General features: G+C 70.3%; 23 protein-coding genes and 1 pseudogene. 7 read left to right on the top strand and 17 right to left on the bottom strand.

The window, feature by feature from the left end:
* Positions 1–69: 69 nt before the first annotated feature.
* Both ABH928_RS16560 and ABH928_RS16555 read right to left on the bottom strand, forming a co-directional pair.
* Positions 70–1,227 (bottom strand): acyl-CoA dehydrogenase family protein, encoded by a 1,158-nt coding sequence (locus ABH928_RS16560; protein WP_370066926.1) that lies wholly within the window; start codon positions 1,225–1,227, stop codon positions 70–72.
* Positions 1,224–2,411, bottom strand: a complete 1,188-nt coding sequence (locus ABH928_RS16555) for an acyl-CoA dehydrogenase family protein (protein ID WP_370066924.1) — start codon at positions 2,409–2,411, stop codon at positions 1,224–1,226. The genes ABH928_RS16560 and ABH928_RS16555 overlap by 4 nt, the downstream gene beginning before the upstream one ends.
* A 151-nt stretch (positions 2,412–2,562) precedes the next feature.
* Here ABH928_RS16555 and ABH928_RS16550 point away from each other — a divergent pair, with 151 nt between their 5' ends.
* Positions 2,563–3,192, top strand: a complete 630-nt coding sequence (locus tag ABH928_RS16550; RefSeq protein ID WP_370066922.1) for a TetR family transcriptional regulator — start codon at positions 2,563–2,565, stop codon at positions 3,190–3,192.
* Between the two features lie 135 nt (positions 3,193–3,327).
* A complete protein-coding gene (locus tag ABH928_RS16545) occupies positions 3,328–4,275 on the top strand; it encodes a hypothetical protein (RefSeq protein WP_370066920.1) in 948 nt (315 codons plus the stop codon).
* Between the two features lie 14 nt (positions 4,276–4,289).
* Here ABH928_RS16545 and ABH928_RS16540 read toward each other — a convergent pair whose 3' ends face one another.
* The 3 genes from ABH928_RS16540 to ABH928_RS16530 all read right to left on the bottom strand — a co-directional run bounded on the left by ABH928_RS16540 (position 4,290) and on the right by ABH928_RS16530 (position 5,391).
* On the bottom strand, positions 4,290–4,679 hold the full coding sequence (locus tag ABH928_RS16540; RefSeq protein ID WP_370066918.1) for an anti-sigma factor antagonist: 390 nt from the start codon (positions 4,677–4,679) through the stop codon (positions 4,290–4,292).
* Positions 4,680–4,727: 48 nt separating this feature from the next.
* Complete coding sequence (locus ABH928_RS16535) at positions 4,728–4,919, bottom strand: DUF6126 family protein (RefSeq protein ID WP_370066916.1); 192 nt, start codon at positions 4,917–4,919, stop codon at positions 4,728–4,730.
* Between the two features lie 121 nt (positions 4,920–5,040).
* Positions 5,041–5,391 carry an ArsR/SmtB family transcription factor gene (locus ABH928_RS16530; protein ID WP_370067115.1) on the bottom strand — a complete coding sequence of 117 codons (351 nt, stop codon included), beginning with the start codon at positions 5,389–5,391 and terminating at the stop codon, positions 5,041–5,043.
* A gap of 100 nt (positions 5,392–5,491) precedes the next feature.
* Here ABH928_RS16530 and ABH928_RS16525 point away from each other — a divergent pair, with 100 nt between their 5' ends.
* Genes ABH928_RS16525 through ABH928_RS16515 form a run of 3 tightly spaced genes read left to right on the top strand, consistent with a single transcriptional unit; the run spans position 5,492 to position 6,524 of the window.
* Positions 5,492–5,686: a hypothetical protein gene (locus ABH928_RS16525; protein ID WP_370066914.1), complete on the top strand. Its 195-nt coding sequence runs from the start codon at positions 5,492–5,494 to the stop codon at positions 5,684–5,686.
* 32 nt (positions 5,687–5,718) lie between these two features.
* A complete protein-coding gene (locus tag ABH928_RS16520) occupies positions 5,719–5,955 on the top strand; it encodes an RNA polymerase subunit sigma-70 (protein WP_370066912.1) in 237 nt (78 codons plus the stop codon).
* 2 nt (positions 5,956–5,957) lie between these two features.
* A complete protein-coding gene (locus tag ABH928_RS16515; protein ID WP_370066910.1) occupies positions 5,958–6,524 on the top strand; it encodes a Clp protease N-terminal domain-containing protein in 567 nt (188 codons plus the stop codon).
* Positions 6,525–6,632: 108 nt separating this feature from the next.
* On the opposite strand, the gene ABH928_RS16510 is transcribed toward ABH928_RS16515, so the two are convergent.
* The 9 genes and pseudogenes from ABH928_RS16510 to ABH928_RS16470 all read right to left on the bottom strand — a co-directional run bounded on the left by ABH928_RS16510 (position 6,633) and on the right by ABH928_RS16470 (position 13,677).
* Positions 6,633–7,295: a carboxymuconolactone decarboxylase family protein gene (locus tag ABH928_RS16510; protein ID WP_370066908.1), complete on the bottom strand. Its 663-nt coding sequence runs from the start codon at positions 7,293–7,295 to the stop codon at positions 6,633–6,635.
* Positions 7,292–8,068 carry an alpha/beta fold hydrolase gene (locus ABH928_RS16505; protein ID WP_370066906.1) on the bottom strand — a complete coding sequence of 259 codons (777 nt, stop codon included), beginning with the start codon at positions 8,066–8,068 and terminating at the stop codon, positions 7,292–7,294. Before ABH928_RS16505 ends, ABH928_RS16510 begins: the two co-directional genes overlap by 4 nt.
* A 3-nt stretch (positions 8,069–8,071) precedes the next feature.
* The gene (locus ABH928_RS16500; protein ID WP_370066903.1) at positions 8,072–8,644 is read right to left on the bottom strand and encodes a TetR/AcrR family transcriptional regulator; all 573 of its coding nucleotides are present in this window, start codon (positions 8,642–8,644) and stop codon (positions 8,072–8,074) included.
* A 269-nt stretch (positions 8,645–8,913) separates the two neighbouring features.
* Positions 8,914–9,022 (bottom strand): annotated as a pseudogene (locus tag ABH928_RS16495) (flavoprotein); the annotation flags it as partial.
* Between the two features lie 434 nt (positions 9,023–9,456).
* Positions 9,457–10,299, bottom strand: coding sequence for a helix-turn-helix domain-containing protein (locus ABH928_RS16490; RefSeq protein WP_370066901.1), 843 nt, complete (start codon positions 10,297–10,299; stop codon positions 9,457–9,459).
* On the bottom strand, positions 10,296–10,832 hold the full coding sequence (locus tag ABH928_RS16485; protein WP_370066899.1) for a DUF6879 family protein: 537 nt from the start codon (positions 10,830–10,832) through the stop codon (positions 10,296–10,298). Before ABH928_RS16485 ends, ABH928_RS16490 begins: the two co-directional genes overlap by 4 nt.
* 6 nt (positions 10,833–10,838) lie before the next feature.
* Positions 10,839–11,039, bottom strand: a complete 201-nt coding sequence (locus ABH928_RS16480) for a hypothetical protein (protein WP_370066897.1) — start codon at positions 11,037–11,039, stop codon at positions 10,839–10,841.
* Positions 11,040–11,726: 687 nt separating this feature from the next.
* Positions 11,727–12,401 (bottom strand): SMI1/KNR4 family protein, encoded by a 675-nt coding sequence (locus tag ABH928_RS16475; RefSeq protein ID WP_370066895.1) that lies wholly within the window; start codon positions 12,399–12,401, stop codon positions 11,727–11,729.
* 163 nt (positions 12,402–12,564) lie between these two features.
* On the bottom strand, positions 12,565–13,677 hold the full coding sequence (locus tag ABH928_RS16470) for a DUF6183 family protein (RefSeq protein ID WP_370066892.1): 1,113 nt from the start codon (positions 13,675–13,677) through the stop codon (positions 12,565–12,567).
* Between the two features lie 146 nt (positions 13,678–13,823).
* Here ABH928_RS16470 and ABH928_RS16465 point away from each other — a divergent pair, with 146 nt between their 5' ends.
* Positions 13,824–14,606: a maleylpyruvate isomerase family mycothiol-dependent enzyme gene (locus ABH928_RS16465; protein ID WP_370066890.1), complete on the top strand. Its 783-nt coding sequence runs from the start codon at positions 13,824–13,826 to the stop codon at positions 14,604–14,606.
* A gap of 128 nt (positions 14,607–14,734) precedes the next feature.
* Here ABH928_RS16465 and ABH928_RS16460 read toward each other — a convergent pair whose 3' ends face one another.
* Both ABH928_RS16460 and ABH928_RS16455 read right to left on the bottom strand, forming a co-directional pair.
* The gene (locus tag ABH928_RS16460) at positions 14,735–16,351 is read right to left on the bottom strand and encodes an MFS transporter (protein ID WP_370066888.1); all 1,617 of its coding nucleotides are present in this window, start codon (positions 16,349–16,351) and stop codon (positions 14,735–14,737) included.
* Between the two features lie 149 nt (positions 16,352–16,500).
* Entirely contained in the window at positions 16,501–16,905 is a 405-nt protein-coding gene (locus ABH928_RS16455; RefSeq protein WP_370066886.1) for a cupin domain-containing protein, read from the bottom strand.
* A gap of 52 nt (positions 16,906–16,957) precedes the next feature.
* On the opposite strand from ABH928_RS16455, the gene ABH928_RS16450 reads away from it, so the two are divergent.
* The gene (locus ABH928_RS16450; RefSeq protein WP_370066884.1) at positions 16,958–17,953 is read left to right on the top strand and encodes a GlxA family transcriptional regulator; all 996 of its coding nucleotides are present in this window, start codon (positions 16,958–16,960) and stop codon (positions 17,951–17,953) included.
* Positions 17,954–18,068: 115 nt separating this feature from the next.
* Here the strand turns inward: ABH928_RS16450 and ABH928_RS16445 are convergent, their stop codons facing one another.
* Positions 18,069–18,995: an aldo/keto reductase gene (locus ABH928_RS16445; RefSeq protein ID WP_370066882.1), complete on the bottom strand. Its 927-nt coding sequence runs from the start codon at positions 18,993–18,995 to the stop codon at positions 18,069–18,071.
* Between the last annotated feature and the right edge of the window lie 7 nt (positions 18,996–19,002).

The raw sequence follows: 19,002 nt of genomic DNA, 5'->3' as shown, positions 1-19,002 counted from the left end.
ACATGACGCGACGGGCCGCCCGCCGTGCAGGCGGGCGGCCCTGACGTGTGGTCGGCGCAATGTCGACTACTACTGCTGCGGGCCAGGCAGTTCGACCAGGGCGGCCAGCCGGGCGCGGTGGGAACCGGCCGTGCCGAGGGCGATCTGGTCGGCCTTGGCGCGCTTGAGGTAGAGGTGGGCCGGGTGCTCCCAGGTCATGCCGATGCCGCCGTGCAGCTGGACGGCCTCCTCGGCAGCCAGCACCGCGAGGTCGCTGACGTAGGCCTGGGCCACGCTGCTCGCGACGGCCAGGTCCGCGTCGCCCGCCGCCAGGGTCGCGGCGGCGTAGCGGGCGGCGGCCGTGGCCGACTCGACGCCGGTGGCGAGGTCGGCGAGGCGGTGCTTGATCGCCTGGAAACCGCCGACGGAGCGCCCGAACTGCTTGCGCTCCTTCAGGTAGGCGACGGTCGTCTCCAGACACCACTGCGCGACGCCGACCTGCTCGGACGCCAGCAGCGCGGCACCCGCCACCAGCGCGTCCCGGACGGCCGGTTCAGCGTCGGCGAGGACGCGTGTGCCGACGGCGCCGTCCAGGCGGACGTCGGCGAGCTGCCGGGTCATGTCGAGCGAGACCACCGGGGTGACGGTGACGGTGGCGTCCGCTGCCGGGACGGCGTAGACGGCGAGGTCGCCGAATTGGCCGGACTCGCCGGACTCACCGGACTCGCGGGCGAGCACCAGCAGCACGTCCGCCTCGATCGCGCCCGCCACGCTGGTGACCGTGCCGGTCAGTCGGCCGTCGGCGCCGGAAACAGCAACGGAAACGGCAGGCAGCGCAGCGTGCGGCGCGGTGGACAGCGGCACGGCCAACGCCGCCGTCCGCTCCCCCGACGCGAGCTCGGCGAGCAATGCGCCGTCGCTGTCGCGCAGGACCAGGGTGGCGATGACCGCGCTGGTCAGGAACGGCACCGGAGCCGCCCCCCGGCCGAGCTCCTCCAACACCACGGCCGCCTCCAGCGCGGAAGCGCCCGCGCCGCCGTGCTCCTCCGCCACCAGTAGTCCGGCCAGGCCGAGTTCACCGGCCAGGGCCCGCCACAGGCCGTCGACGACCGACCGGTCCCCGTCGTAGAGGGCGGTGACGGCCACCGGGTCGCAGCGGTCGGTGAGCAGCTTGCGGACGGTGGCCCGCAGGTCGTCCTCGACCTCGGTGTAGAGCAGGCTGTGGTCCTTCAGGTTCGGGTCGCTCACTTGGCCAGGTCCTTCCAGGGCACGTCCTTGTCGACGCGGGGCTCGGACGGGAGACCGAGCACGCGCTCGGCCATGATGTTGCGCAGGATCTCCGAGGTGCCGCCCTCGATGGAGTTGCCCTTGGCGCGCAGATAGCGGTAGCCCGCGTCGCGGCCGGTGAAGTCGACGTGGTCGGGGCGGACCATGGTCCAGTCCGAGTAGCGCAGGCCGTCCTCGCCGAGCAGCTCCAGCTCCAGGCCGGACAGCTGCTGGGCGATCCGGGCGAAGGTGACCTTCAACGCGGCGCCCTCCGCCCCGGGCTGACCCTGTGCCAGCTTCTGGCGGACGCGCAGGCCGGTCAACCGGGAGACCTCCGCCTCGACCCACAGCCGCAGCAACCGGTCGTGCAGTTCCGACGTGCGCAGCTCGGGATGCTCGCGCCAGGTCTGCGCGACGACGCCGATCATGCCGCCCTCGCGCGTCGCGTTGCCGCCGATGGAGACGCGCTCGTTGCTCAGCGTCGCGTTGGCGACGGCCCAGCCCTGGCCGACCCCGCCGAGCCGCTGGGCGTCCGGGACGCGCACGTCGGTGAGGAAGACCTCGTTGAACTCGGCCTCGCCGGTGATCTGCCGCAGCGGGCGGACGTCGACACCGGGGTCGGTCATGTCGCAGAGGAAGTACGTGATGCCCTGGTGCTTGGGCAGGTCCGGATCGGTGCGCGCGACCAGGATCGCGAACCGGGCGTTGTGCGCGCCGGAGGTCCACACCTTCTGGCCGTTGACGATCCAGTCGCTGCCTTGGCCGTCCTGCACGGCGCGGGTGCCGAGCGCGGCGAGGTCCGAGCCGGCGCCGGGCTCACTGAACAGCTGGCACCACACCTCCTCGCCCGTCCACAGCGGACGCAGGAAGCGCTGCTTCTGCTCGTCGGTGCCGAAGCGGAGGATGGTCGGGGCGGCCATGCCCAGGCCGATGCCGTTCGCGCCCCGGTTGTTGTCCGGCGCGCCCGCCCCGTCGAACATCGCGTCCACAGCAGGCTGCCACGCTCGCGGCAGGCCGAGACCGCCGTGGCCCTCGGGGTAGTGCACCCACGCCAGACCGGCGTCGTAGCGGGCGCGCAGAAACTCCAGGCGCTCGGTGGTCTCCGGGTCGTGCGCGGCGAGGAACTCCTCGACCCGCCGCCGCAGCCCCTGTTCGTCGATGCTCATCCTGCCGCCTTCCCGTGGCTCAGCGCGTAACTAAGCGCTTGCTTAGGCACTCTCCTGGGTAGGACCCCCACTCGTCAAGAGACTCCCCCGCTCAACCGCCTCACGCCACCACACAGGGATACTCGTGCCACCTCACAGGGATAATCGACGCGTGAACCCCGACACGTCCGACCTGCCCCGCGCCGACGCGACACGCGCCCGCCTGCTGGAGGCGGCCGTCGCCGCTTTCGCCGAGAAGGGGTTCCGGGGCACCACCACGCGCGACATCGCCGCCGCCGCAGGCATGAGCCCGGCCGCCCTCTACGTGCACCACAAGTCCAAGGAGGAGCTGCTCTACCTGATCTCCAAGGCGGGGCACGAGTCGACGCTGCAACTGGTCCAGGACGCGATCGGCCCCGCCGAGGACGAGCCCACCGCCGCACTGCGCCGGGTGGTCCATGACTTCGCCGCGAGCCACGCCCGCGGACAGACCGTCGCCCGCATCGTGAACTACGAGCTCAACTCGCTCACCGACGAGCACCTCACGGAGATCAAGCAGATCCGCCACCGGACCGAGGCCGAGATCCGCGCACTCGTCGAACGCGGCGTCGCGGCCGGTGACTTCGACGCACCCGACCCGCGGATGGCCGCTGTCGCCCTGCTCTCGCTGGGCATCGACATCGCCCGCTGGTACCACGACGGCGGCCGGTGGAGCCCGGAGGACGTCGCCGACCAGTACGCCGCGATGGCGCTTCGGATCGTCGGTGCCCGTTCGCCGCGTTCGCCGCATTCACCGCGTTGACGCACGTGCGTTCGGTCACTGTCCGTGTAGGTGCTGGTCACTGGGCGTGGTAGCGTCGTCCGCGTACCAATCGAATAGTTGACCCCGGCGGTGCTACCAACACCCCGGGGTCCGGCACCAGGAGCAAACCCTCCGATGCACATTCATCGTAACCGTCATATGCGCGCGTTCTCGACATTGCCCAACTACTTGTTGCAGGACCACCGGATGTCGTACACGGCCCAGGGCGTCCTGACCTACCTCCTCTCGCTCGCGGACGGGACGCGTGAGGACGGCCGCAGGATGGCCGATGCCCGTCCGCAGGGACGCGGCGCGGTCGCCAAGGCGCTCCGCGAGCTCCAACGCCTCGGGTACTACCGGGTCGAGACGATCCGAAAGCCGGACGGCAAGCTGATCAGCGCGTCCCACGTCTACGACAGCCCGCAGCCGCCCCAGCCGCAGCCGAGTGCCAGGAAAGCGGGCTCCGGCGCGGCGACGAGCGGCGCGACTGACGGCCAATCAAAGAACCAGGGAAAGAACCACCCCTCCCTCCCCTCCCTCCCGGCCGAGCCCGCCGACGACGCCGTCGCCGACGGGGCGTCAGCAACCCCCGAACGTGCCGAGCCCGCCGCACCTCCCGCTCCCGCCGAGCAAGTCCCGCCGGAAGTCCGGGTGGCAGTCGCCACGCTCTTCCGCGTGCTACGCCCGGAGCCACGCCTACGGCTCGGGGAAGCCGAAGCCCTTGCCCTGGCACCACTGGTCGCGGAGTGGTTGGAACACGGCGCGACCGAACACGACCTCGCCACCGCACTACTCCCGGGCCTGCCGCAACGCGTCCACGCACCGGTCGCGTTCCTCCGCAACCGCCTCACCCGCAAGCGCCCACCAGCGCCTTGCCAGCAACCAGCCGTCCCCGCGCAGCGCTGGCACGAATGCGCACAATGCGCCGACCCCGTCCCCCGACCCGGCATCTGCCGCACCTGCGCAGGCCTGCCCGCGCCTCCACCCACCAACAGCTTCGCCACAGCAGCCGCCGCACGCGGTGCAGCCCTGGTCAGAGCCGCCCTACGCGGCAGCATGCCCGGGACGGTGTCGACCGCCTGAGCCGAACTGGAGGCTCAGCTCGCCTGGCCGTCGTCCCAGTGGACGCTCTGCCAGGCGCCGGAGCCTTGACCGTCGAGGTGGCCGTCGAGGTTGGCCTGGTAGTGGGCGAAGGCCGCAGCGAGGTCCGCGTACGCCGGGATGTCGTCGACGGCGACCGGTGGGGCGACCAGTTCCAGGGCGCGGCGTTCGCCGTCCAGGGAGCGGGCGGCGGCGCTGACCGCGGCGGCGCCTTCGGTTGACCAGCCCTGCAGGCGGGTGCAGTCGACGAGCAGCGTGCGCTCGCCTCGGGCGAGGGCCCAGCCGATCGCGCCGTTGAACCGGGTGACGGCGTCGTCGCCGAGGAAGCCGCTGATCTGCAGGACATCGACATGCTGCCCGGTACTCAGGTGCCACTGGATCGTCATGGGGGCGAGGCTCCTTGCGAGGGTGTTCAGCGGTGCGTCAGTGGTGCGTCAGTGGTGGTTCATGCCGCCGACGTAGAACAGCAGCATCACAAGACCGGCGAAGATGTGGAAGCCGATGACGTAGATGAACGCGCGCAACCACACACCCTTGTTGGCGCGGCGCCCGCCGCCCTCGCTGCCGTCGTCCACGGGTTCGGGCCGCGGCCCGGACGCAGGCAGGGGGGCGTTCTGGTCGGACACTGGGTCTCCCTGGGTGCTAGGAGCTGGAAGCGAAGCCAAGAGCTGGGCGGGTTCGGGGCTGCGGGGCGCGGGCTGCGGGCCGCGGGCGCGGGGGCGCGGGGGCGCGGACGGTCGCGTCAGGTCAGCGAGCTGTCGCTCCGGCGGTGTCGGCCTGGCGCAGCTCGGCAAGCAGGTCCTGCTGACCCGCGATCAGCTCGGTGAGGATCCGGCGGGCCGCCCGCAGCAACTCGGCCACGTCGGGACCGGCCAGGGAGTACACGACGGTGTCGGCCTCGCGCACGGACCTGACGATGCCGGAGCGGCGCAGCACGGCCAACTGCTGGGACAGGTTCGAGCGTTCGACCTCGATCTCCGCCAACAGCTCACGCACGGGCTTCGGCCCGTCCGACAGCAGCTCCAGGACCCGGATGCGGACGGGGTGTCCGAGCATGCGGAAGAACTCCGCCTTGGCCTGGTACAGCGGAACCGGCACCCCGCTCAACTCCCGTCCTCCTCGCCCTGGCCGCATGTCCCGACCGGGATCGACGCGGCTAGCACTATTGCAGGAATTGAAGAAATCTTCAATTCGCCACATGGGCACCCACCGCTGCCTCAGCGCGCAGCTCGCCCGGGCGGAGGCGGAGATCGCGCTGTCCCAGCTCCTGGCCCGCTTCCCCACTCTGCTCCTCGCCGTCCCGCGCGACCAACTCACCTGGCAGCCGACGCGGTTGGTCCGCACGCTCACCTCACTGCCGCTGTCGGTGGGCGCACGTGTCAACTTTGGTTGACATCCGCTGCTCGTCAACCTAAATTGACAGACATGAGCGAGACCAAGACGCTCGCGGACGCCGCGAGCAGCAGAGACCCCGCTGTGGGCCTGAAGGCCGTGCACGCGCTGCGCGAACTGGCCGAGCGACTGGAGGACCTGCAGGTCGGCAACGCCCGGAGGCAAGGGTGGACCTGGCAGATGATCGCGGACTGCCTCGGCGTGAGCCGCCAGGCAGTGCACAAGAAGCACGGCAGCGGCAGCCGCTTCGGCCGCAGGAAGGAAGACTGATCATGTTCGAGCGGTTCACCGCCGACTGCCGGCGCACCGTCGTTCTCGCCCAGGAGGAGGCGCGGATGCTGCGCCACCCCATGACGGGCTCCGAGCACCTGCTCCTCGGCCTGCTCGGGCTGCCGGACGACGCGTCCGTGGCGCTCCTCGCCGACGGCGGCCTCGACCTACCGACCGCCCGCCAGTCGGTCCAGCGCCTGCACGACGCCACCGGCCCGGAGTTGGACGCCGAGGCGCTGGGCACCATCGGCATCGACCTCGACACCGTCCGGGAGAAGGTGGAGGCGGTCTTCGGCGTCGGCGCGCTCAGCGCGACCGCAGGGCCGGGCGACCGCCGGCGCGGGGGCCGGAGTGTCCCAGGCGGTCACCTGCCCTTCACCCCGGACGCCAAGAAGGCCCTCGAACTCTCCCTCCGCGAAGCGCTCGCCCTCAGCAGCCGGGAAATCCTCCCGGGCCACCTACTCCTCGGCCTCCTGCGCGACGAACAGGCCCCGGCCGCCCGCGTCGTGCGCGACCACGGCTTCGACCTCCCCACCCTGCGCGACCGCATCCGCACCACGCTCGCCTGACACAGCGTCAATGTGGCCAAGTACAGGCCGTGCAGCTCGCCGAAGACGACACCGTCGCCGCCGCACGCACTCTCGCCCTCGACCGGGCCCGCGCGGTGGATCGAGCCACTAGCCGGGCTCGGCCGGAGGTGGTGCGGGCACCCGGAAGGCGTTGAGCAGGGCCGAAGTCGCGAGGTATGCGCCGATCAGGTTGACCATGTCCAGGACGCCGGTCTGCCCCACCGCCTCGACCGCGAGGCGGTACGTGTCGTCGCAGACGGACCGCGTGCGTGCCAGTTCGTCGGTGAAGCGGTGGACGGCCGCCTCGGTGGACGAGAAGTCGACACTCGATCGCCCGGCGAGGACGGCCTCGATCACCGGCTCCGCGACGCCGGTGTGCCGGGCCATCGCGGTGTGGACGTAGATCTCGTACGCGCAGTTCCACACCGCCCCGACGGTGAGGATGACGATCTCACGCAGGGGCGCGGCCAGGGACGACTGGGCCTGGTCGGCGAGGACCCAGTCCAGGTAGGGCATGCCGACGGCGGGACGGTGCACGAACGCGTTGAACGGGCCGATCAGATCTCCTTCGGCCGTGGCCACGGCGACCCCCGCCTCCCGGGCCCACGGCACCACCTCGGCCCGTATGCGCCGCTGCGCGGCGAGCTGGTCCTCGGTGAGCGGACCACGGGAGGCCAGGGGCAGTCGCCCGCCCCAGTCCCCGTCCCCGTCCCCGCCCCAGTCCCCGTCCCTGTCTCCGTCTCCGGTCGACGGCTGGGCGGCGCGGGTCATGACCCGGCGAAAGCGGTGATGAGGTCGGACAGGGCCTGCGGGGCCTCCAGCGGCACCTGGTGGCCGGAGTCGATCGATACCATCGTGACGTTGGACAGGTAAGGCACCGTCAGCTTCTTCTGCATCTCCGTGCCCCAGACCGGGTCGTGGTCCGCCACGATCAGCAGGGTCTCGACGTCGATCGGCGCGGCGCGCTCGGTCCAGTCCTCGTAGATCCCCTTGTTCAGCCATGCGTCCCAGGCCTTGCGGTTCATCCGCGCGTAGTCCTCGCAGGTGCGGTCGAACACCTGCGGCGTCAGCGGCACGGCGGTGCGGTCCAGCACGAACTTCTCCGCGTCAGCGCGGTCCCTGCGGCTCTCGAACAGTTCGCGCGGCAGGTCCTCGCCGCCGACCTCCTGCCCGAGCGGCGTGGGAGTGACCAGCACCAGCTTCGCCGGGGGATGCCTGAGCCCCAGCTCCGCGCCCGCGCGGCTGGCGAGGATCTGCATGACCTTGCCGGTCATCGAGTGGCCGACCAGCACGTAGTCGGTCAGGCCGAGCTCGTTGATCGTGGCGGCGAACGCGGCGGCCATCTCGCCCATCGTGTAGCCGGGGATCTCGCGCGCCTCGCCGTGGCCGGGCGCGTCCACGGCGACGACCCGGAACTGCTCCGACAGCGGAGCGCTGGCTTCGATCCATTCGCGGCGGGCGAAACTGAACGAGTGCGAGGCCACGAGGGTGCGACCGGGGCGCTTCGCATGGGGCTGCTGAGGAGTGTCGGTGATGGGAAGCACGATCTAACCTCCGGTTGCCTTCGGTGGGAGGGACGGGGTGGTCGGTCGCGTGAGGATCAAGCCCTGTACGGCGGTGCGGGCCAGGTGGACGCAGGAGTCCACGTCGACGGGCTGGTGGCCGAGCAGCAGGCGGAACGCTGCCGGGCCGAAGAGCAGATCGATCGCCGCATCGGGCTCGACGTGCGGGTCGAGCTCACCGCGCGCGACCCCGCGTTCCCACAACTCGCGCAGCGCCGCGCGGCGCGGCTCGAAGAACCGGGAGTTGAGCAGGTCGGCGGTGCCGGGCTCCAGCACGGCGGCGGCGACCAACTGGGCGAAGACGATGCCGTCGCGACCTTGGTAGTACTCAGCCAAACGGGCGACGGCCTGGACCAGGTCGTGCGCACTGTCCCCGGTCTCGACCAGCGGCACCAGGCGGCCGATGTGCGCGGCGAAGGCCTCGATCGCCAGCGCGGTGCGGTGCGGCCAACGCCGGTAGATCGTCGGCTTGCTCACACCGCTGCGGCGGCTGACCGCCTCGACCGTGCATGCGGCGACGCCGCCTTCCAGGAGCAGTTGCGTGGCGGCGGTGAGCACGAGCTCCTCGTACGCCTGCTCGCGAGGCCGTCCCCGGCCTCGGGTGTGCGGGCCGGTCACGGCTGAGCCGGGGGTCGGACGGCCTGCAGCGGGCCGTGCGCGGTGTGGCGCATCGCCACCTCCTTTACGTTACGACACGTAAACTAATGCAGATTCCGCCGATCCACAACACCCGGGTTCCGGGACGCGGGCGGATGGCGCCGAACCGCCGTGGAAAGGTCCAGATCCGAGGCGTGGTCCAGGCAAATACCAGCGCCTGGTGACGGCCTCCGACGTGGCCGGTGCCGCGGCGATCGCATCGGCCGGAGGCAGTGGCCGTGGCTGCCCGGGGGTCCGCCAGGCGGATCGGATCGGACAGCCTGTCAGCTCCGGGACAGCTTCCCGATCCACGAGTGCCAGCGGACGTGACCGCGTTGGTCACCCGCCCCGAACTTCCCGCCGTCACGGCATGAACGGCCCCGCCAGCAGCGAGGGCATGAATCCGGATGCTGCCTCTCCGTGCTCGCGCTGCCTGTGCCTACGCACCATCACTCGCACGTCGGTCCGCCGTGACCCGTCGCCGGCGAGGTAAGCCGCTCGTTCCTGCTCGTCCAACCGCGCGCACTCCGCGCATGCCTCATTCGGCTTCGTCGGTGGCTCACCCCACACAGCAGCGCTCATCGGGCCCTTCCCCCTTCCCATCGTGGTCCGGAAGTCGAAGCAGGTGCACATGCTGTGACAGTCATGGAATGGACGGTAGGGACGCGTGATTCGCCATTCCAGGCCTGATTCTCGGATATTCGGGAACCCGGCGGGTGGATCGCGGTTGATGCTCAGGGAGCTTCGAGAACACCCTGCGCACGGGCGATCAACCGTCGCGTCTGCCGGTCGAACACAGCAGCGGCGGCCAGTTCTTCCCAGACTTTGCGGTACAGGGCGATCTCAGCCTGATCATCCAGCCACATCTCAGCGTTCACGGTCTCCGCGATCACCAGCCGCTCATCGAAGACCCAGAACCCGTGCTTCGGAGTGACCCTCAGCTCCGCCGTGAACGGCACGATGCCCAGCCGGACAGTGTCCAGGCCCACCAAGCTGATCAGGCGGTCCAACTGACCCGCCATCACTTTGGCGGGTCCGTAACGGACGTACAGGGCCGGTTCCCACACAAGGATCTGAAACTGCCGCCCCGGTTCATAGAGGAGCGCCTGCCGCTTCATCCGGGCTCGGACGCCGTCCTCGACGTCATTCACAGTGCCGTGCAGGGTGGTGCTGTTCAGCAAGATGTGGCGCGCGTACGCGGGAGTCTGCAAGATTCCGGGGACAGTGGACGGCTCGAAAGCCCGGACCACCGTGGACTTGCTCTCCTCGCTGACTGAGATTTCCTGCCGTACCTTGTGCCCGGTCGCAAGCTGCCTGCGCCAGGACCGGTACCGCGTCTCCAAGCCGCGAAGACGGCCCCTGAGCTCCGCAGCCGTCTCCGGCTTTCCAACGGCCTCGGCCCAGGCGTCCAGGTCCGCCGAGGTCGGTGTCTGCTTGCCCGACTCCAGCTTCGACACCTTGGACTGTGTGCAGCCGAGACGCTGGGCCAGCTGTCGGCCGGTCAACCCGGCCTCGGTACGCAGTTCACGCAGGCGCGCACCGAGGTACACCCGGGCCTGCTGGAAGTCGGTGCTCACCCGATGGACGCTACCGCCGTCCGGAAGTCGGCGTAACGGATCGCGTGACGCCAGGCGGCGTCACGCGCCTGGCAGGCCGCCAGGACGACAGCAGGGTCGTCCGTGACGTCCAGATGTGTGGCCCAGCCGGTGTCGTCCCATGCGAACGTGGCCACGAAGCGGCTGTCGAACAACCACAGGTCGTCCTTGGGCAGTTCGAGCCTGGCGGCGTCGGCGCGCCACAGGTAGCGGATGTCCTCGCCGGCCGTCAGGTTCACGGGCACGCTGGCGAGGCTGTAGCGCTGATTCTCCGTGGGTGGCTGGTCGATGACCCGCACCCGCTCAACACGCTTCCCCTGGGCCGTGATGCGCCGCATCAGCGCATACCAGGCGCTGTCGGCGTCGATGTCGAGCGGCTGCCCGTCAAGCCACCGCTTGTAGGTCTGGCTGCGCTGGTCAGCGGCGTATCCCTGCCGCGTTTCCAGTCGCCAGGCGGTGAGTTGGAAGCCGGTTTCGAAGAACTCGGTGATCTGGTCGCCGGGGATCGGCTGCACGACTCCTTACTCCTTGGGTGCGAAACGGGTCAGCAGCTCGCGAGGCACCACGACGAACCGCTCTCCGGGCAGCACGTCGCGAAGCTGGCCGAGCGCCTCCTCGTCGGTGAGCTCGTAGCCCTGGACGACATAGTCGCCCTTGTCGGTCTCGTACAGGGTGGGACACTGGCCTGAGTCGCTGGTGGAGCCAACAAGCTTGAGTTTCATGGCGGTTACCTCTCGCTCGGTCCCGGACCAGTTACCGGGTTGATTCGCACGGTAGCGAGAATCACGGGCGCGTGTGCAGGGCACGCGGCGGGCGCAGAAATCCCCCGAAGATGCCCCGGCGAACTCAGCCCCGATCCAGCAGTGGAACCCGGACATCGGCTCACTCACCTGGAGTAGGCAGCCCGGTCAAGACAGACACGGGCTCGGTGACCGATCTCCGTCAGCGCGTCGCCATGCGGGAGTGCGCCGCAGCGTTCCGCAGGCCGGGCGAGTCCGGATCTCGATGCCCGGAACGGATGCTGTCACGGTTGTCTCACCCGCACGGAGCTGTGCCACGAGTACGCCCAGCGTTACGGGCACCTGGTCGTAGCCGACTACGAGGACCGGTCGACCGAACCACCTGAGCTGCGGCCGGGATGGCAGTGCGCCACCGACACGCTGCAGGCCGAAACGGTCGACGGCGTCCTGACCTGGGCCAGTTGCATGATCTCTCCCGACCCGCGCGACGTGGACCTTCTGTACCGCGCCGTGCTGGCCCCGCGTGGGGCGATTCTTGCGGAGGCCCACACGCTCCCCCGTCCGCTCGAACCCGAGTTCCCGTCAGGGTGGTAGCCATACTGCGCCCTCAAGCCGAGCAGCACCTTGAACCCAACCAGCAGAGCGGTCCACATCACCCGGCCCGGCACATCATCGGGCCGTCTTGGACTCGATTTCGCGTGCGGCAGCGGATGTTCGAGGTACCCCGACCAGGTTCCGCTCTTCCCATTCCTCGTTCGCTTCGAGGTAGAGCGGCTCCAGGTACTCCCAGGGATCAACGCCACGCTCGCGCATCGCACGCTCGGTGCGCCAGTGGATGAACCGCGAGTGCGGTGCACCGAAGACCATCCGCTGGTCGAAGTCGATGTCCGCGGCCTCGGAAAGCCACGTCACCAGGAGACCGGTCACGTTCAGTTCGAACTCGACGAAGGGGCGGTAACGCTCCCACACGACCACCGGCCAGCGATCGGGCTCAGGGCCCGTGGTCCGCCAGTAGACGGCACCCCACAGGTCACCGTTCCCATCCACCATGCGCAGGCCACACAGCAGGGAACCAGGCGCAGGCCACAGGGGATATGTGGACTTCGTGTGTTCGAGCCAGGCCGTCTTCTCCGCGCTCGGCGTCATCTGGCCCACCGACGGGATCCCCGACTCGTGCGCCGTGCTTCTCGGCGGAAGCACCATCACACGCTCGTCGATGGTGCCGACTCCGTAGACGGTGACCAGAGCGCGGAAGTCAGCCGGAAGCCGGCAACCAAGATCCCTCTCCACCGCCAACCAGTCGACCTGCTCCCCGCCTTCCTGGCCGGGCGGCATGAGCGCCACGAGACGCTCCACATCAGGGTGCACAGTCGTACTCCTCCAGAGCCACACGAGCGCACAAGCCGCCCAACTGTACGTCGTCGCCCTACTGTCCATTCTCACGGAAGCCAAGTCGCCGTCTCATCCAACTGAATCGCGCGGTTGAGGTCAGCCGGTCGCACCCCTGCTAGTCGGTGTCTGTTCCCGCCAGTACGGCGATCCGGCGGCCGTCCGGGGAGAGGGCGGCGATGCCGTAGTCGTAGATTTCGTTGTGGAACCAGCTTGCGTCGCAATCGAAGTGGAACCACGTGGTCCGCCGGGCTTCGTGCTCCACCTCATCCGCGCTCGCATCCGCCGGGGCACCGCTGAGCCCCGCCATCGACTGCCAGGCCGCCAGCCGACCGTAGGCACCGCACGCGGCCAAGCCGTACATGCCGCCCATCGACGCAGTCGCGAAGAGCAGGCACCAGATCTCGTTGAGCGGACGGACGGCGATCTCGAAGCGGCCGGTTGGGCCGAGCCCCTCGACGCAGGCCATTGGGAGGGTGGGCAGCAGGGTCGGCACACGCCGCGGTTCGACGGCATCGTCCAGTAGGAAGACCCACGCCCCGGCGCCTCCCCAGCCGCCCGCCGCCACGGCGGACACGATCGCCTTGTGCACGTCCGCGGTGGCGACGTCGCGTAGTGCGGCCCGCTCCACCGTGCGTGGTGTCGACGGGTCGGCACGACCCTCCGCGGGGAAACCGATCGCCACCCCGCCCGCCTCGCCGCGTAGCGAGCGGCTTGGGAAGTCCACACCGACCTCGAAGTCCCGCTGGTGCACCGGCAGCCAGCCCAGGTTGTGCGGACCGGGCCGCCCGAGCGGCCGGTAGCGCCGCTGCCGGAACGCGTCGGTGTCCACGCCGCGGAGCAGCAACTCATGGAAGAGGCAGGAGCGCAGTTCGTCGAGCCGGTCCCGCCCGCTGCGGTCGAAGACGGTCGCCAGGTCGGCGACGGACTGGCCCTCGGCGAGGAGGGAGGCGATGAAGCGGGGCCGCAGGCCCGGGTGTTCGGCGCCAGTGCGTTGCTCGTTGAGGAGCCGGACCAGTTGCACCACGTTCTCGCGGCCGGGGGTGAGAGCCAGCACCCGCACCACATGAGCCAGGCCGCGCTCGTACTCACGCACCTGCTCTACTGCGGCCGCGTGCCGGTCGGAGAGCAGCGAGCCCAACTCGCCTATGTACGAAGCATCGCCCTGCGCGGCGCGCCTTTCAGTGGCCTCCCAGTCGAGGCGTAGGAGATCGTCCTGCGTGTCCTTCACGGTCTGCCACCTTAGGGCGCGTATTTGGTCGTGATCAATCGGCAGCTCTGGTGAGGTCCTTGATCCAGATCATCGCGCCGCGAAGGTGGAGGCCGGCCCGCGAAAATCGCTGCTACCTCGCCGCCGCACAGTGATAGAAAACCCGGGTGACCAATACCTTGGACTTCCCTGAGCTGCTGCGCCTGATCGACGAGCGGTCGGCCGCCTTCCGGGCCGCGATCGCCGCCGCGCCCAGCCTCGACGTGCAGGTGCCGACCTGCCCCGAGTGGACGCTGCTCGACCTGGTGCACCACCTGGGCGGGGGGCGTCGCGCCTGGGCCGCCACGGTCGCGGCTGGGCCGGACGCCTCGGGCAAGTTGGCGGGAGAGGGCCTGGCCGCACCGCACGAGCGCGAGGCCCTGCTCGCCTGGCTGGCCGAGTCGACGCAGCAGATGCTGGACGCGTTGCGGGAGGCCGGCCCGGAGCGCGGTTGCTGGACGTGGTGGGGCTCGTCGCAGTCGCCGCGGACCTGCGGCGCCGTCGCCCGGCACCAGCTCCAGGAGATCGCAATGCACACCTATGACGCCCAGCTCACCGTGGGCGCCCCGGAGCCGCTGCCGGAGGAGGTGGCGCTTGATGGTGTCGAGGACTTCCTGTTCACCTGCTGCACCACGACGGTCGCTTGGCCGCACAAGCCCGCCGTCGTCGACTATCACGTCACCGAGGGCGGCACCTGGCGCCAATCGCTCTCCGCCGATGGTTCGCGGGCCTTCCGTCTGCCCGAATCCGGCCCCGCCGCCGGCGAGGACTCGGAGTCGGTCGACGTCTCCGTCCGGGGTACGGCGAGCGACCTGGTCCTGGCCTTCTACGGTCGCATCCCGCTGGACTCCCTGAAGCTCGAAGGCGACCGGCACCTCTTCGACCTGCTGGAAGAGTGGGACATGGAGTAGGACTGCCTGAAGTAGGACCGCGCACCCAGGGCGCCCTGGTGCGGCGCAACTCCGCACCCGGGGCAGGGGCGCAAGCCCGGGGTACGCCAGGCAGCGGGAAAGGACACGCGCTGCGCCAAGGCACGCCGCTACGGCTTTGCCGAGCGGGGCTGACTCGCTGGGATCCGCTGCGTGAAGAACATGGCGAGGAGAGCGGTGAGAGCAAGGACGGCGAGTGCGGCGCGGAGGCCGTCGAGCCTTGCTGCGGCGTTCGCGTCGAGCGCGGCGTTTGTCACCTCCGTGCTCGCGCCCGCCTTGTCGAGTGCGGTCCTGAGCTGGGTGTCCGACAGAAAGGGCACGCCGCCCTGGAGCTGGACGGTCGCTTGGGTCTTGACCCCGGTCGGGATCGCGGGATTCTGCTCGACGCTGGTCAGGAACGAAGTCGTCAGCGTGGCGATCAAGATCGACCCGGCGAGTGCTGTTCCCAGCGAGGCGCCGAGGTTGGTGACGGCGTTCTGGATGCCGCCGACCTCCGCGCTCTGCTCGTCCGGGACCGCGGACACGGTGACCGCCCCGAGCTGGGAGGCCAGCGCGCCCATGCCGAGGCCCATCAGAAGGAGAGGGATGACGACGATCTCCGCGCCTGAGTTCGCGTCGAGGGCGGCCAGCAGGACAACCGCTCCCGCGAGCAGGCAGAGGATCCCGAGCCGCACCACCCGCCGCGGGGAGATGTCCGGGAGAAGGCGAGGGATCAGGATCGCGGCAGCCAGCAAGGTCAGCGAGAGCGGCAGGATGCGGGCGCCGGTGGCGAGCGCGGACATCCCGAGCGCGACCGACAGGTAGAGCGGCACGACGAAGAACACGCCCATCTGGACGAGGTACTGGAAGAAGAACATCGTCAGGCCGCCGGTCAGCTGCCGGTTCCGCAGCAGGGCGGGGTCGACCAGCGGCTCCTTGCCCTGTTCCACAAGGCGGGCCTCCCAACGGAGGAAGAGCCAGACCAGCAGCAGGCCGGCCAGCACCAGCCACACCACCGGGGAGATGCCGAGCCATGCGGGCCCGCCGGGCTTCGGCCGGAACCAGCCCCATTCACTGGAGCGAAGTACCCCGAGGACGAAGACCCCGAGTCCGAGGGCCGAGAGCCCAGCGCCGAGGAGATCAATGCGCCGGCGTTCGCCGATCGGCGCCTGCGCGATCCTGCGAGCCAGCGCCAGAATGCCGAGCACGATCACGGACTCACCGGCGAAGACCCAGCGCCAGGAGAAGTACGTCGTCGCGATGCCACCGATGAGCGGCCCGAGCGCGATCGCGACAGCCCCTGCGGCGGCGACGAGTCCGTACGCGGCCGGCCGGCGTTCCGCTGGGAAGTTGCCGGCGACCAGTGCCACAATGGCCGGGAGGATGAGCGCAGCGCCAACCCCTTCGAGGAACGACCAGCCGACCAGAAGCGTGGGCAGGTTCTGGGCGAGCGCGGTGGTGAGGGATCCGCAGCCGTAGATGGCGCAGCCGATCATGAACGCGGGCTTGCGGCCGATGAGGGCGCCGATCTTGCCACCAGGGATCATGAACATCGCCATCACCAGTGTGTAGGCCGTGATCGCGCCCTGAATCCCCGTCACGGTCGTGCCCACGTCGTCGGCCACCGTCGCGATGGAGACGTTCATGACGGAGCTGTCGAGCGCCATCAGGAACTGTCCCGCCGCGAGCGTCAGCAGGACGAGTCCAGCCGTTGCCGAAGTTTCGCGAGTACCTGCTCTGGGTGCCATGGGGGGATCGTTCCAGTGGCCCCGGCGGGCGGAGTCTCGACCCGCCACGGATATCAGCCAGTTGGCGCCGGTGGAAACGCGCTGAAAGGTGGCTGACCGGCCTCTGGGCGGCGGCAGTGCCCGGAAGCGCGAACCGCAGGCAGCCGGACTCACGCGTCGAGCGCGTGCCCGGTCGTCGCGTCCACGTGTGCCGGAACCTCCTCGTGGCGGTCACCGACGGTCGGTGTGCCGGTCGGTTCGAACATGAGGATCGACGCGCCCGACGGGGCGGACGGTCTGTGCTCCGTTCCCCTCGGGACGGTGAAGACCGTGCCTTGGGGCAGGCGGACCGTGCGCTCGCCGTCCGGCTCGCGCAGGGCGATGTGGAGCTCGCCGTGGAGCACCAGGAAGAACTCGTCGGTGTCCTCGTGGACGTGCCAGATGTGCTCGCCTTCGACCTTGGCGATCCGGACGTCGTAGTCGTTGACACGTGTGACGATACGCGGGCTCCACAGGGCGTCGAAGGAGGCCAGAGCGGCGTGGAGCGAGACGGGGAGGGTCGGTCGGTCGGTCATGGACTCATCCTGCGCCCCGCCATCCGCCCGCAGTGAGTGCTAGGAATTGCATATGACGCAAGGATCCTCGCACCACACCCGGAGGACGGGCACGCTGCACCGGGTGGTGGTGATCGTCGACGCGAACTCGAACCCCTTCGAACTCGGCTGCGTGACCGAGGTCTTCGGCCTTCGCCGACCCGAACTCGGCCACGACCTCTACGACTTCCGGCTCTGTTCGGCCGAGCCCCGCACCCGCATGCGGGACGGGTTCTTCACGCTCACCGGAGTCGCCGGACTGGACGCCACCGAGGACGCGGACACCGTGATCGTCCCCAACCGCCCCGACGTCGAGACGCCCCGCCACCCCGCCGTGCTGGACGCCGTCCGCCGGGCGCATGCGCGCGGCGCGCGGCTGATCGGTTTCTGCAGCGGGGCGTTCACGCTTGCCGAAGCCGGGGTGCTCGACGGCCGCCGAGCCACCGCGCACTGGCAGTGGGCGGATTCCTTCCGGGCCCGGTTCCCGGCCGTCCGCCTCGAATCGGACGTGCTCTTCGTGGACGACGGCGACATCCTCACAGCTGCGGGAAGCGCGGCCGCGCTCGATCTCGGACTGCACGTGGTCCGCCGCGACCACGGCGCGGAAGTCGCCAACTCCGTCAGCCGGCGACTGGTCTTCGCGGCCCACCGGGACGGCGGGCAACGGCAGTTCGTGGAACGGCCGTTGCCCGACCTGCCCGACGAGTCGCTGTCGCCGGTGCTGGCCTGGGCGCAGGAGCGGCTGGACCTGCCCCTCACGGTGGCGGACCTCGCAGGGCGCGCCGCGGTCAGCCCGGCGACGCTGCATCGCCGCTTCCGGGCGCAGTTGGGGACGACACCGTTGACGTGGCTCACCGGGGAACGGCTCGCCCTGGCCTGCCGACTGATCGAACGGGGCGAGAACCGCTTCGAGCTCGTCGCCCGCCGGAGCGGACTCGGCACCGCAGCCAACCTGCGCGCGTTGATGCGCCGCGAGACCGGCATCACCCCGTCCGCCTACCGGCGGCGGTTCGGCCCCGAGGCCACCTGACGGCGATGCACCTGACGGCGGTGCGCCTGACCGCGATGCGCCTGACCGCGATGCGCCTGACCGCGATGCGCCTGACCGCGGTGCGCCTGACGGCGGTGCACCTGACGGCGGTGCCTCAGGCTGCGGACTCCAGCGCGGTGAGGTCGTCCTGGGTGAGGCGGATGGCCCCGGCCGCGATGTTCGCCTCCAGGTGGGCCGGGTCGCCGGTGCCGGGGATGGCCAGGACGTGCGGTCCCTGCGCGAGGGTCCAGGCCAGCCGGATCTGCTGAGGCGTCGCCCCGTGGGCCTTCGCCACCGCCAGCACCTCGCTGCTCTCCTCCGCGTTCGTCGGATCCGGCGCGGCCCCGGAGGCCCGCGCCCCCGCGATCGCGAAGAAGGGCACGAACGCGATGCCCGCCTGCCCGCACGCGTCCAGCACCTCGACCGCGTCGCGGTGTCCCAGGCTGAACCGGTTCTGCACGGCCGCCACCGGCGCGATCGCCCGGGCTTCGGCCAGTTGAGCCGACGTCACATCCGAGACTCCGAGGTTCCGGACCAGCCCGGCCTCCCGCAGCTCGGCCAGCGCGCCGAAGTGCTCGGCGATCGACTCCCACCCCATCTTGCGCAGGTACACCAGGTCCAGGTGGTCGCGGCCGAGCTGGCGCAGGTTCTCCTCGACGTCGCCGCGCAGCTGGTCCGGTCGAGCCGCGGCGGACCACTCCCCGCCGCGGTCCCGGCGCGGACCCACCTTCGTCGCGACCAGCACCTCGTCGCCGAACGGGGCGAGCGCGGCGTTGACGATCTCGTTGGCCGAGCGCAGCGACGAGAAGTAGAAGGCGGCGGTGTCGACGTGGTTCACACCGAGCTCGACGGCACGGCGCACGACCGCGATCGAGGTCTCGCGATCGCGCGGCACCCCGCCGTGGAAGGCCTCGGTGCCGGTCAGGCGCATCGCGCCGAAGCCGAGGCGGTGCACGGTGTGCTCGCCGAGCCGGAAAGTCCCCGAGTCCGCGGCGGTCGGCGAGGGGGCAACGTGGGATTCGGAGTTCTTCGAAGTGGTCACGGGGACT

It is taken from the genome of Streptacidiphilus sp. MAP5-3, from assembly GCF_041262505.1.
Taxonomy (GTDB): Bacteria; Actinomycetota; Actinomycetes; order Streptomycetales; family Streptomycetaceae; genus Streptacidiphilus.
The sequence above is the reverse complement of the archived record's forward strand: the minus strand, read 5'-3'. Positions and strand labels throughout refer to the sequence as shown.